Below are 13,650 nucleotides of genomic sequence, written 5' to 3'. Positions count from 1 at the left end.
ATAAAAGACAATAATTTATTTGATTTTAGGTAAAACGAGTTTTAATAATTTTTATTGTTTTTATTTAAAATTTGTTTTTTTAATATTAATTTTTGTATTATTGTAACCTGAAATAAAAAAATTTATGTTCAAAAGAATTACATACATAATTATAATATCCATTGCATATCTTACATTTAATACTGAAGAAAGTTTTTCGCAGGATCCTGAATTTACTCAGTATTATGCTAATCCCCTCTATCTTAATCCTGCTTTTGCAGGTTCAATTATGTGCCCGAGGATGGTTTTTAATTTCCGTGACCAATGGCCTAATATTCCGGGAACATTTGTAACTTATAGTGCTTCTTATGACCAGCATGTAAATAACTTGTTCGGCGGAATTGGTATTTTAATATATAACGATAGAGCCGGTGAGGGAACAATTAACACTACTTCTGCAAGTTTCATGTATTCATACAGAGGGGAAATTTCCAAAAATTTTTCAATTAAAGCAGCATTACAAGCAACTTATGTGCAAAAATCTCTTGATTGGGATAAGCTTACATGGCCCGATATGATTAATCCCATGTTGGGATTTATTAATCAAACTACTGAAAAGAAAATTGATACCAGAATTGCATATCCCGATTTTTCAGCAGGAATACTCGGATATTCCGATTTGTTTTACGGCGGTGTTGCAGTTCATCACTTTATGGAACCGAATGAAACATTCTTCCAGCAACAGAGTATTCTTCCAAGAAAATATACAGTACATATAGGAACTATTGTTCCTATGGAAAGCAAGAGAAGAAAACACAGAAAAAAGCTGAAACCTGAAGACCCTGTATTTTCACCTAATATTGTATATCAGCGTCAGGGCGAATTCAGCCAGTTTAATTATGGCTTTTATGTTACAAAATATCCTGCAGTTGGAGGAGTATGGTTCAGACAATGCCCCGAAAATGCTGATGCATTTATTCTAATGATTGGTTTTATTCAGAACAGTTTTAAATTCGGATACAGTTATGATTTAACTATTTCTTCTTTAACTACAGCTACAGCAGGAGCACACGAAATTTCTTTATCAATGATGTTCCCATGCAGTCCCAAGAGGAAAAGAGCAAGAGTAATTATGTGTCCTTCATTTTAATATTAATACTAAAATTCAAACAATTATGAAAAAAAAGTATTATAAATTATCTGTTTTGCTGGTAGTAGCACTTTCGGCTATGATTTATACATCATGCAAAAAATCTGTTTCAAATACTACCGGATGGGAATATAATAACCCTAAATACGGCGGATTTGAAGTTGTTCCTTATGAAGAACAGGAAACAGGACCTGGTCTTATTCTTATTGAAGGCGGTACTTTTGCAATGGGCAGAACCGAACAGGATGTGCTTTATGACTGGAACAATATACCAAGAAGAGTTACTGTATCTTCATTCTATTTAGATGAAACTGAAGTTACAAATCTTGATTATGGAGAATATTTATTCTGGCTTACCAGAGTATTTGGTGCAGATTATCCTGAAGTAATAAAGAAAGCAAGACCTGATTCACTTGTATGGCGCGATAAACTTGCATATAACGAACCTTATGTTGAATATTATTTCCGCCATCCTGCATACCGAGAATATCCTGTTGTAGGTACTAACTGGCTGCAGGCAAGTGATTATTGCCAGTGGAGAACCGACAGAGTTAATGAGATGATTCTTGTAAGAGAAGGTATATTGAAATTAGACCCGAATCAGCAAAATGAAGAAAACTTTAACACCGAAGCATATCTTGCCGGACAATATGAAGGATTGGTGAAAAGCGACCTTATAGACCTCAACCCAAATGGCACAGGAACAAGAAAAGTAAGAGTTGAAGACGGAATATTTTTACCGAAATACCGTTTACCAACCGAAGCAGAATGGGAATTTGCAGCATTAGGTCTTATTGGAAATACAATTTATGAACGTATTACTGAACGAAGATTATATCCTTGGAACGGACACGGAGTTAGAAATCCAAGTGATAAATATTTAGGTGAATTTTTTGCCAACACAATGCGTGGCAGAGGCGATTACATGGGTGTTGCAGGGCATCTTAACGATAATGCTGATGTTACATCTCCTGTTACAGCTTATTGGCCAAACGATTATGGATTGTACGGAATGGGTGGAAATGTTTCCGAATGGGTAATGGATGTATATCGTCCGCTTTCTCCTGAGGACTTTTCCGATTTCCGTCCTTTCAGAGGAACTAGATTTCAAACTCAGCAAAGAGATGAAGAAGGAAACATAGCCGAAAAAGACAGTTTGGGAAGAATTAAATGGAGAGATGTTGATTCATCTGAAACAAATGAAAGAAGGAATTATAAAAAAGCTGATAATATAAATTACCTCGATGGAGATTATAATTCAAGTATTTTTTATGATAAGGAAGATAAAAAGGATGAACCACAAGAAAAATGGATGTATGATTATGGCTCAACTTCTTTAATTAATGATAAAGCAAGAGTTTACAAGGGTGGTAGCTGGAGAGATAGGATTTACTGGATATCTCCCGGAACAAGAAGATTCCTTGACGAAAAACAAGCTGCTGACTATATCGGATTCAGATGCGCAATGACAAGAGTAGGCAGCCCTACAGGTTTTTAAAAAAATAACTTTTAAAATTCAACCCCGGATATTACCTTTGTCTGGGGTTTTTTTTTAATACTAATTGCAAGAGTAAAAATCGTTGAAAGTATAAGTTATAAATATATGGATTATGGAAATAAAAGATTTGTATTCTCTTTATTTGGATTTTCCTGTAATATGCACCGATAGTCGCAGCATAGTTGGAGATTCAATATTTTTTGCTTTAAAAGGAGAAAACTTTAATGGAAATAAATTTACGGAAACCGCATTGGAAAAGGGATGTAAATATGCAGTTATTGATGATTCGGTTTATAAAAAAGATGAAAGATTTATTCTGGTTGACAACACTTTAAAAACCCTTCAGGAACTTGCAAAATATCACAGAAAAAATATTGACATTCCTGTCATAGGGATTACAGGTACAAACGGTAAAACAACAACCAAAGAACTTATCAATACCATACTATGCAAGGAATATAAAGTTATAGCTACGGTTGGTAATTTTAATAACCACATAGGCGTACCATTGACTATTTTATCGGTAAGAGATGAACATGAAATTGCAATTATTGAAATGGGCGCCAATCATATTTCCGAAATAGCCGATTTATGCGATATTGCTCAGCCCGACTACGGAATAATAACAAATATAGGAAAAGCACACCTCGAAGGATTCGGAAGTTTTGAAAATGTTGTTAAAGCAAAAACCGAACTCTACGAATTTTTAAAGAATAATAACGGAACTGTGTTCGTTAATGCTGATAACACTTTGCTTGTTGCTGCATCGGAAAATATTCCGAAAAAAGTTTTCTATAGTAAAGACACAGGCGAATTCAAAGGAAAATTGCTCGGTACCGAACCATTAATTGATATTTTAATTGAAATAGAAAATGAAAAGGAGGAAATTAAAACAAAACTTATAGGTGAATATAATTTCGAAAATATTTTAGCCGCTGCTTTTATTGGAAATTATTTCGGTGTGGAAATAGAAAAAATAAAAACAGCAATTGAAAAATATGAACCGCAAAATAATCGTTCTCAGATTTTAAAAACAGAAAATAATTTACTTATTCTTGATGCATATAATGCAAATCCTTCAAGCATGAAAGTGGCACTGGAAAACTTTATTAAAATGAAATATGAAAATAAGATTTTTATTATTGGCGATATGCTCGAACTTGGTAAATACAGTGAAGAAGAACACGAAAAAATAATTTCTTTTTTATTAGAAAATAATGTTAAAAATGTTTTTTTAATAGGAAATATTTTTTCAAAAATTAATAAGGTCCCCGAATTTAAAACTATTGAAAACGTTGATGAGGCATTAACTTGGCTTAAAACAAACAATATTGAAAATTCAACAATCTTTATAAAAGGTTCGAGAGGAATAAAACTGGAAAAACTTGTTGGGGTTTTTTAAAAAGAAGTAAGATGTAGGAGGTATGAACAGTAAAATTTATTTTTTTCACACTTCAAACCTCAAATCTCGTACTTCAATAAAAAATTTTAAGAAAGATTAAATAACAATGAAATCCGAATATAATGTTATCGGTTTGATGTCGGGAACCTCCCTTGATGGAATGGATTTGGCTTTTTGTAATTTCACTTTTGAAAATAATTTTTGGTCGTTTAAGATTCTTAATGCTGAAACAATTAAATATTCCTGTGAATGGGGAAAAATACTTAAAAATCTGAACAAAAGTAATTCTCTTGAATTTATTCAAATTCATAATGAATACGGAAGATATACAGGGAGGATTGTTAAAGATTTTATAGAAAAAAATAAAATTAAACCCGATTTTATTTCTTCACACGGACATACAATTTTTCATCAGCCTGAAAAAAAACTTACTTTTCAGATTGGCAACGGAGCAGCAATAGCTGCTGAATGTGGTGTAAATGTGGTTTGCGATTTCAGAACGCTTGACGTGGCTCTTGGTGGACAAGGTGCGCCACTTGTTCCCATAGGCGATAAAATGCTTTTTTATGAATATGATTTTTGTTTGAATATAGGCGGTATTTCAAATATTTCATTTGATAAAAATGGACATAGAATCGCATTTGATATTTGTCCCGCCAACATTGTTTTAAATAATCTTGCATCACAACTGAATAAAGAATTTGATGAAAATGGTGAAATTGCGGCATCAGGAAAAATAAATAAAAACTTATTAAATGAATTGAATCGCATAGGATATTATAAAACCCTACCTCCAAAATCGCTCGGTATTGAATGGCTCGAAAAAAATATTTTTCCCCTATTGAAAAAAACAAATATATCTGTTGAAGATAAACTAAAAACTTTTTGCGAACATATTGCGGTGCAGATTTCAAATATTATAAATTTTGAAAATAATAAAAAATTAAAAACTCTTGTTACCGGTGGAGGAACTCATAATAAATATTTATTAAGTAAAATCAGAGAATTTTCAAAATCGAAAATTATAATTCCCGACAAAAAAATTATTGATTTTAAAGAAGCGTTAATCTTCGCTTTTCTTGGAGTTTTACGGATACGCAATGAAATAAACTGCCTTAAATCAGTTACAGGTGCAAAAAAAGATAATGTTGGCGGAACAGTTTTTTTAATTAGAGTTTGTCCATAATGTCCTATTTCTTCGTTATTCTCGTTTCAAAAATCAGTCATTTACTATAGTAAACTCCTGATTTTTAAAACTTCGAAAGCCTCGAACTCGGACATTCTGAACCAAACTCTCGACTTTATGGACAGACACTGATTAATAAAACCCCGAATTTGATTGTTTTTATTCAAATTCGGGGTTTTTAATGTTAGAAAAACTTTTGTCTATATTGCAAATATTGACGTTTTTCTTTTAGAGAATTGTATTATTTGTCTTTTTTCTTTCCTTTGTCTTTTCCTTTATCCTTATCGGTAGGTGGTGTGGCAGCAGCTGGAGCAGCACCAGGAGTGGCTGGAGCAGCACCAGGAGCAGTTGGAGCGGCAGCACCAGGAGCGGCGGCGGCACCTTCGGCAGTTGCAGCAACGGCTGCATCAGCAGGTGTTTCTTCAACAACAAGTCGTGTAACTCTGACACCTGTTACCAAGTCAGTTTTTGGGTCGAGAAAAGTAACATTTTCTACTTTCAAATCCGAAACTTTAATGGAATCTCCAATATCAAGACCGTCAATATTCAAGTCAATTCCATCAGGTAAATGTTCGGGTAGTGCTTTAACTTTAACTTTTCTGTAATTTGCAATAAGCCGTCCTCCGTTTAAAACACCTTTGGGAACGCCATGATTTCTCACAGGCAAATAAGTTATGAGAGCTTTTCCCGGAACGACTTCCTTAAAATCGACATGAATAATTTTATCGGAAACAGGGTGAAATTGTATATCCTGCATTATTGCATTATATTTATTTCCGCCAACATTTATGTCAACTGAGTATGAGTTTGGAGTATAAACTATTTTTTTAAGTTCTTTTTCTTCTGTAGCAAAATGAACTTGTTCTTTACCTCCGTATAATACACAAGGGATTTTCCCCTGATTTCGCAATGCCTTAGCATCTTTTTTCCCTACGTTCTCGCGTGGAGAACCGCTAATAGATACTGTTTCCATTTGTTATTTAAGTTTTAAGTTTATAAATAATTAAAATAATATTCATTTAAAATGCAAAATGTGCACTAATAGATTCATTCTTTTCAATATTTTTAATTACATCAGCAAAAAGATTTGCAACAGATATGACTCTTATTTTACTGCATTTTTCCTTTAAAGGTAATGTATCACAAACCACCATTTCTGTGAGTTTTGAATTCTCGATTTTCTCAAAAGCATTTCCCGAAAGTACGGGATGGGTGCAGTAAGCCCGAACAGATTTTGCTCCGTGCTCAATAAATACATCAGCAGCTTTAGCTATTGTTCCGCCGGTATCAATAATATCATCAATCATTATTATGTCTTTTCCTTCTATTTCGCCTATAGGTATCATTTTTTCAATAACATTAGGTTTTCCTCTTTGCTTATAAATCAAAGCAAAATCAACCTTAAGGACTTTTGCATAAGCAGCAGCTCTTCTTGTTCCGCCAACATCGGGAGATGCCATTGTTGTATTAGGTAAACTAAGTTTTATTATATCGGGTAAAAATATTGCCGATGCATATAAATGGTCAACAGGTACATCAAAAAAACCTTGAATCTGGTCGGCATGTAAATCCATTGTGATTATTCTTGTAACACCCGCAGCTGTCAATAAATTCGCAACGAGTTTTGAACTTATTGGCACTCTCGGTCTGTCTTTTCTGTCCTGTCTAGCGTAACCGAAATAAGGAATAACTGCTACAATTTCCTGAGCAGAAGCTCTTTTCGCTGCATCAACAACAAGTAAAAGTTCAAAAAGATTATCGGCAGGCGGGTTTGTAGATTGAATTATATATAAGTTGTTGCCTCTTACAGTTTCTTCAAATGCAGGACGGCATTCACCGTCACTAAATTCGTTGAATATTATTTTCCCCGGATTTTGCCCAAAACATAAAGAAATTTTTTCGCCTAAAATCTTTGAAGATGTGCAAGAAAATATTTTTGCGTTTGATGACATATATGTTTTTATTTTATTCTTTTTCTAAAAGATTTTAATTAAGGGCTGCAAAGGTAAGAATAATTTTGAAAACTGCAAACTTGTTTTAAAGACAATAGTCATTATGTCATTTGTCATTAGGAAGAAGAAGATGTTGCTAAATTGTTTAATTGTTAAATTGCTGAATTGTTTTTCAAATCTAAAACCATAATTCCTAAATTTTCTGACATCCAGCAACTTATTAAGCATTATTCTTCACCCAATTCACCAACCCTTTTGCTTTAAAGATGCCGACAAGTTTTGATGGAAGAGGGCTAAATCTGAATTCGTTTTCATTTATTTTCACAATGCCTTTCGAAAAATCAACATCAACATTATCGTTTTGTTTATAATTGCTAACCGCTTCGGGTAGAACAATAATAGGTAGTCCCTGATTTACGGAAGAGCGATAAAATATTCTGTTAACAGATTTGCATATTACAGCTTTCATTCCTGCAAAAGCCAATCCTACCGAAGGATGCTCTCTTGAGCTTCCGCAACCGAAGTTAGCACCGGCAATAATTATGTCGCCTTCTTTCACATTATCAGAAAAACTATCATCAAATCCTTTAAATAAATGAGGTATAATTTTATCACCTTCCGAACTATTAATGTTGTACGTGAGATTTCCTGCAAACATTTGGTCAGTATTGAGGTTATCTATGTCGGAATAGTTCCATACGTTTCCCGATTTTCTGTTTTCACCTTTTTTAATAGCAACGGTTTTGCTTTGTTCTTGTATAAATGGAAATTTATCTTCTGCTTTAATTCCTCTCGGGTCGGTTATTTCGCCTTTTAAAGCTGAAATGGCAACTGTAGCAGGTGATGCCAGATAAATATTTGCTTTATCATTTCCCATTCTGCCGAGAAAATTACGGTTGGCAGTAGAAATTACGTTGAATCCATCGGCAGGAATTCCCTGTCCGGTGCCCAAACATGGACCGCACGAAGGTGAAAGAATATTTGCTCCTGCTTTTACTAATTTCTGAAACAAACCTTCTTCTATTGCCTGTATATATATTTTCTGTGAAGCAGGAATTATGAGCAATTGCAATCCTTCCGGAATTTTTTTAGTTCCGATAATTCTTGCAGCTATTCTTATATCTTCAATTCTTCCGTTTGTGCACGTTCCTATAACTGCCTGTTGTATTTTTGTTCTTTCAACTTCCGACACGGCTTTAACATTGTCAACATTGTGAGGAGCAGAAACCACAGGAAATATTTCATTGAGATTTATTTCATATTCTTTAAAATATTCAGCATCATTGTCAGCCCAGATTCCTTCAATTATTTTACCATAAAATTTATACAACACTTCATCGGCAGGAAACACAGCATTTTTAGCTCCCATTTCGGAAGCAAGGTTTGCAATTGTCATTCTATCGGACATAGAAAGTGACCTCACGCCGTCGCCATGATATTCAACCGACATATAATCGGCACCGCTTGCACCGAGCATTCCGACAACCCATAAAGCAAGGTCTTTTGCAAAAACATTTTTGCTTAATCTTCCTTTTAATGTTATTTTAATTGACTCAGGAACTCTGAACCATGTTTCGCCTTGTTTCCATAGTCCTGCAGTTTCGGTACGGTCAATGCCGGCAGCAAAAGCGTTAAATGCTCCGGCGGTACAGGTATGACTGTCGCTGCCAACAATGAGCATTTTTGGTTTTGCATAATTAGAAATAATCTGATGGCAAATTCCTTTTCCTGCATCATAAAACTTTTTTATTCCCTGATATTTTACAATTTCACGAATTTTCTGATAGTCGTTAGCAAGTTTTGAATTTGTAGGAGGAGCGTTATGGTCGAGAACTATCAGTAACTGGTCGGGGTTTGCAACTTTGTCGCCACCCATTTTTGCAAATGTATCTTTGATGCTTGCCGTATTATCATGCGACAGCACAATATCGGGCTTTTTAAAAACGATGCTTCCTTTTTCTGCACCGAGAATTTTTTCGGCAAAAGTTTTACCACTCATAAAAATTTATTTTTTATTAAATATATTCTTCACTATTTACCTGATATAACTCAGGAAAAATTAAACTGTTTGAAATTTGTAGTTAATTTGTTTCTTATTTTTCTGTTCGAAGCAGGTATGGTAACCAAAAACTTATTTTATAAGATTATTATTTTGGAAAATTTTTCAAAATTTATTTTTAGTTTTGAAAAATTAATTAAAGTTCTTTGAACTTGTTAGTCAAAAGTATTAAAAGATTTTGAAATAAAAAAAATTACTTTTTTATTCCCTCAACAATAATAACTATTTCGCCCTTAATCGATGGCTTACTTTTATAGTAATCAGCGAGTTGCGGAAGCGTCCCTCTTGTCGTTTCTTCATAAATCTTTGTTAACTCTCTGGATATAGATGCCTTACGAGTATCGCCAAAATATTTACAGAAATCTTCCAGTGTTTTAATAATTCTAAATGGTGATTCATAAAAAATCATTGTGCGTTTTTCGTTACTGAGTTCGGTAAGTCTGGTTTGTCTGCCTTTTTTATGAGGCAAAAATCCTTCAAAACAAAAATTATCAGAAGGCAAGCCCGAATTTACTAATGCAGGAACAAAAGCAGTAGCACCTGGCAAACATTCGACTTCAACTCCGGAATTTATACATTCTCTGGTCAGCAAAAATCCCGGGTCCGAGATGGAAGGAGTTCCTGCATCAGTTACCAATGCAATATTTTCTCCATTTGCAATTCTTTCTGCAATTGATTTTACGGTTTTATGTTCGTTGAATTTATGATGCGAAAAAAGTTTTGTTTCGATATTGTAATGCTTAAGCAATTTTCCGGTATTTCTGGTATCTTCAGCCAAGAGCAAATCCACTTCTTTCAAAATACGAACTGCACGCAACGTTATATCTTCAAGGTTTCCGATAGGAGTGGGGACTATAAATAGTTTTGACATAAAATATTTTTCTATCCTTAGTTAATTTTACTTTTTGTACATTTCATTTTATGAATAGCTATGATTAATGAGGAAGATTAAAATAATCCAGCGACTTGCCACCCCATTGGTCATCGGCGTTTTTATCATCAATGTTTCTAATACTCCTATCATTGCGGTTATTGAGTATTAAATTCCAGTTGTAATTATTGACTTCTCCTGTCGCATCCGAATGCAGTAAAGCATAGTCGTTAGTTACCAAATCGGGATTATAGAAAACGAATTTACGGTTAGATTGATTTTTAATTTTATAATAATGCCATATTTCATAAGGATAAGCACTTGGTTCTTTGTCTGATGTTGTTATCGTATTCGGAGGTCCGTATTGCAGATAAACTCTACCGCGGTCGGTTTCATATCCTTTTCTTATTCTTGATGAATATGCGGCATTAACTTTTTTTACTTCTTCAAAATATGTAAGCCATGCTTTTTCAGGATTGAGCTGGTTTCTGCTTTCCCAGAATCGCAGGAAATATTGCTGCATAAGCTTTAAATCATTGTCTTTATTTTTAAAATTATTATCAAAGAAATTTCTTTCCAAATCAGTTGAAATAGGTCTTAACGATTTCAGGAAATCAAAAAGAGTATCGGCATTTTCATATTTTTTTACAAAACTGCTTCCTGTATTTAATGCTGCTATATCCTGAAAATTGATTTGTACAGACGGGTTGTTTCTCTGAAAAAATATTTTTTTTGTTGCAACAATTTCATTATTGCGATTTATTACATCAACTACAAGATTGTAATTTCCCGATGGCAGGCTCTGAATCGGATATTCGTTTAATATCACGTTTAATTCACCTGTATTTTGTTTTTTAATTATGTTGTATTCTGATATTTTTTTATTTGTTTCATAAACCTGAATGTAATAATTCAAAAGGTATTGCTGGTTAACTCCAAGCACTTTATCGGTATTATAAATTTCGGAATAGAAAATAATTTTTTCGGTTTTAGGCGGATAATAATCAAAAATGTATGGTGCAAGGTCATATCCGTTTTTGCTGTATAATGTCGGCTCGGCAACAGACTTATATGAAGCAACAAATTCTATGTCGGAAATACTTATTTTATCCTGCGGGAAATCAATATTAATCTGTTCGGTGGTTTTTATATGGCTGTTTTTATCATTGTTATCTTTTATGAAAATTTCAAAATTATACTGACCATTTGGCAAGGAAAACCTTTGCTGGTCAATTAAATTAAACGAAACGGAATTTGTGTCGTCGAGGGCTGGACTCAGAAGATTATATTTTTTAAATGCTTTCACGGTAGTATCTTTTTTAAAAATCAAAGTGATTTCAAGGTTTCCCTGAAATTTTCCTTCGGTATTCTTAACTAACTTTATAGAATTTGCCGAAATAGCGAGATATGTTTCTATATAACTGCCTTGTTGGAAAGATTTAAAAGAGGCATAAGATAAATATGCCTGAATGTTCTTTGCATTTGAATAACTTGAAAATAAAAAGAACATTAAAAACGAAAAGTAAGGTAACTTTTTCATTGTGAATAAAATTTAATTATATTATACAAAAGTATAAAAATTGATAATGATAAGCAAAATGTTTTAAGTAAACGGTAGTAACAATTTAGTTTTCGGTTGAAATAATTAAAGTATCGGTTAAAATAATAGTTTTTTTTTGTAATGAAGAAATATATTGTACTTTTGCATCGGAGAGATGGCAGAGCGGTCGATAGCGGCGGTCTTGAAAACCGTTGGGTGTAACAGCCCCGGGGGTTCGAATCCCTCTCTCTCCGCTGATAAGTAAAGCACAATAAAGTAAACCACCGATTTTGCAACAAAATCGGTGGTTTTTGTTTTTTGCGAAAAGCAAAATAATGTATTAAAACGAAAAAAATCGGTTGCAAATTCGGTTGCAAAAGTTTTTCAAAAAAATGCAACCGAATTAGTAAATATTTCGCTGATTAGCAGCATATTGCATTTCTCTATTTTACTCTTAAACAGTAATTTTGTAAACTTAAAATTAAGAGTATGAAAAAACCAACTTTCAATGTTTTATTTTTTGTAAAACGCACAAGAACCTTAAAAAATGGGGCTTTGCCCATTTATGCACGAATTACAATTAGCGGACAACGTGCCGAATTTGTAATTCAGAAAGATGTAGTAGAAGATATTTGGGATAACAATCATAGCTGTGCTAAAGGCACATCAAAACAAGCAAGAGATATTAACGATTATCTTGAATTGATAAAATTAAAGCTACGTGAGCATAAAATTAAAATGGAAGAACATAACGAACTTCTCACAGCACATGGACTTCGCAACAATTATCTCGGAATAAATAACAACAATAAAACAATCCTCGAAATTTTCAAAGAACATAATGAGAAGTGCAAAGGATTGGCAGATATTGATTTTTCACCCGCCACTGTTGAAAGATATATCACTTGCTACAAGCATATCGAAGATTTTATAAAACTAAAATACAAAAGAAACGATTTGTCTTTAAATGAAATTACACCAATGTTTATAGCTGATTTTGAATATTATATGAAAACCGTGAGAAGCTGTTGCAATAATACAACAATAAAATACATAAAAAATTTCAAAAAGATTATTCGTATTGCATTGGCTAACGGGTGGATGAAGGCAGACCCTTTTGTTAATATCAAATATCACATGGATGATGTTGATTTGGATTTTTTAACCGAAGACGAACTGAATATTTTAATGAAAAAAGAATTTAAAATTGAGCGTTTGCAGCAGGTTAAAGATATTTATTTGTTTTGTTGTTTCACGGGATTGGCTTTTATTGATGTAAAAAATCTGATGAATTCAAACATTGAAGAAATAAACAATCAACTTTGGATTAAAAAGAAAAGACAGAAAACAAAAAACTGGTGTCATGTTCCGATAATAACACCTGCAATTAAAATCTTAGAAAAATACAAAAACCATCCGAAATGTATAAAGAGCGGTTGTGCTTTGCCTGTTCTGACTAATCAAAAAATGAATTCTTACTTAAAAGAAATAGCTGATTTATGCGGAATAAATAAAAATTTAAGCACACATACTGCACGTCATACTTTCGCAACGACAGTAACTTTAGCTAATCAGGTTTCAATGGAAGTGGTTTCTAAAATGCTTGGTCATTCAAGTATTAATATGACAAGAAAATATGCTCGTGTTATTGATGACCTTATAAATAAGGACATGCAGAAGATTTATAGTAAATACGAAACAATTTCATTGTAATGTTTATTATTCTTTAATTAATATCTTTGCTAACTTAAAGCCATGATAGGATTTGTAATAACATATATTCAAAACAAAAATGGTTACAAGCAGCCAAATAAATCTTTTCAAAACAATCTTTAAAGGAAGGGAAGATGTATTTGCTATCCGTTGGGAAAAAGGCGAAAAAAGTGGTCCTGAGTTGTGACATTTGCTAAAAATTTAAAATTCCAAAAAAACAAACATCAGAAAATAAGGAGTTTATAATCTAAAAAAATGAATTTTACCGCACTAATGTGTATTTTTGTGGTATGTATTCTG

Annotated in this window: 10 protein-coding genes and 1 tRNA gene; 6 read left to right on the top strand and 5 right to left on the bottom strand. The window is 33.0% G+C overall.

All coding sequences use genetic code 11. From position 1 onward, the window contains the following. The first annotated feature begins 124 nt into the window (after nucleotides 1-124). From WC223_09140 to WC223_09125, 4 genes are all read left to right on the top strand, one after another. Entirely contained in the window at nucleotides 125-1,129 is a 1,005-nt protein-coding gene (locus WC223_09140) for a PorP/SprF family type IX secretion system membrane protein (protein ID MFA6924402.1), read from the top strand. A gap of 25 nt (nucleotides 1,130-1,154) precedes the next feature. Further along, entirely contained in the window at nucleotides 1,155-2,627 is a 1,473-nt protein-coding gene (locus WC223_09135) for an SUMF1/EgtB/PvdO family nonheme iron enzyme (protein ID MFA6924401.1), read from the top strand. A 112-nt stretch (nucleotides 2,628-2,739) separates the two neighbouring features. Next, nucleotides 2,740-4,029: a UDP-N-acetylmuramoyl-tripeptide--D-alanyl-D-alanine ligase gene (gene murF / locus WC223_09130; protein MFA6924400.1), complete on the top strand. Its 1,290-nt coding sequence runs from the start codon at nucleotides 2,740-2,742 to the stop codon at nucleotides 4,027-4,029. Between the two features lie 106 nt (nucleotides 4,030-4,135). Further along, nucleotides 4,136-5,215, top strand: coding sequence for an anhydro-N-acetylmuramic acid kinase (locus WC223_09125; protein MFA6924399.1), 1,080 nt, complete (start codon nucleotides 4,136-4,138; stop codon nucleotides 5,213-5,215). A 241-nt stretch (nucleotides 5,216-5,456) separates the two neighbouring features. Here the strand turns inward: WC223_09125 and WC223_09120 are convergent, their stop codons facing one another. From WC223_09120 to WC223_09100, 5 genes are all read right to left on the bottom strand, one after another. After that, a complete protein-coding gene (locus WC223_09120; GenBank protein MFA6924398.1) occupies nucleotides 5,457-6,188 on the bottom strand; it encodes a 50S ribosomal protein L25/general stress protein Ctc in 732 nt (243 codons plus the stop codon). Nucleotides 6,189-6,234: 46 nt separating this feature from the next. After that, nucleotides 6,235-7,167, bottom strand: a complete 933-nt coding sequence (locus WC223_09115; protein MFA6924397.1) for a ribose-phosphate pyrophosphokinase — start codon at nucleotides 7,165-7,167, stop codon at nucleotides 6,235-6,237. A gap of 220 nt (nucleotides 7,168-7,387) precedes the next feature. Beyond that, a complete protein-coding gene (locus WC223_09110) occupies nucleotides 7,388-9,166 on the bottom strand; it encodes an aconitase/3-isopropylmalate dehydratase large subunit family protein (GenBank protein MFA6924396.1) in 1,779 nt (592 codons plus the stop codon). Nucleotides 9,167-9,419: 253 nt separating this feature from the next. Then, nucleotides 9,420-10,097 (bottom strand): 16S rRNA (cytidine(1402)-2'-O)-methyltransferase, encoded by a 678-nt coding sequence (gene rsmI, locus WC223_09105; protein ID MFA6924395.1) that lies wholly within the window; start codon nucleotides 10,095-10,097, stop codon nucleotides 9,420-9,422. A gap of 64 nt (nucleotides 10,098-10,161) precedes the next feature. Further along, entirely contained in the window at nucleotides 10,162-11,637 is a 1,476-nt protein-coding gene (locus tag WC223_09100) for a GWxTD domain-containing protein (GenBank protein MFA6924394.1), read from the bottom strand. 169 nt (nucleotides 11,638-11,806) lie between these two features. On the opposite strand from WC223_09100, the gene WC223_09095 reads away from it, so the two are divergent. Both WC223_09095 and WC223_09090 read left to right on the top strand, forming a co-directional pair. Beyond that, a tRNA-Ser gene (locus WC223_09095) sits at nucleotides 11,807-11,891 on the top strand. A gap of 235 nt (nucleotides 11,892-12,126) precedes the next feature. Beyond that, nucleotides 12,127-13,350, top strand: a complete 1,224-nt coding sequence (locus tag WC223_09090; GenBank protein ID MFA6924393.1) for a site-specific integrase — start codon at nucleotides 12,127-12,129, stop codon at nucleotides 13,348-13,350. Nucleotides 13,351-13,650: the final 300 nt, after the last annotated feature.

This window comes from Bacteroidales bacterium (genome assembly GCA_041671145.1).
Taxonomy (GTDB): Bacteria; Bacteroidota; Bacteroidia; order Bacteroidales; family JAHJDW01; genus JAQUPB01.
This window is presented reverse-complemented; position numbering and strand designations above follow the sequence as displayed.